Annotated in this window: 1 protein-coding gene; it reads left to right on the top strand. The window is 63.5% G+C overall.

The features are described 5' to 3' along the window. Positions 1-255 (top strand): LysR substrate-binding domain-containing protein (locus MRBLMC3_RS22160; protein ID WP_363832423.1); only part of this gene is annotated, 255 nt, incomplete at both ends.

The raw sequence follows: 255 nt of genomic DNA, 5'->3' as shown, positions 1-255 counted from the left end.
GCCGAGGGTTTCGATCTCGGCCTTAGGAGTGCCGACCTTGTTCCCAGCGACATGATCGCCATCCCCGTCGGCCCACCCCGCAGCTTTGCCGTCGTTGCGACCCCTGCTTACTTCAAGGCGAATGAAAAGCCTCGCGTCCCTCCCGACCTGCTGGGCCATGCGTGCCTTCGCATCCGGCTCCCAAACGGTGCGCTGCACCGCTGGCAATTCGAGAAAGACGGGCAGCCTGTTCAGATAGACGTGCACGGCCCGATC

The sequence above is a fragment of the Sphingobium sp. LMC3-1-1.1 genome, from assembly GCF_040676285.1.
Lineage (GTDB): Bacteria > Pseudomonadota > Alphaproteobacteria > Sphingomonadales > Sphingomonadaceae > Sphingobium.
The sequence above is the reverse complement of the archived record's forward strand: the minus strand, read 5'-3'. Positions and strand labels throughout refer to the sequence as shown.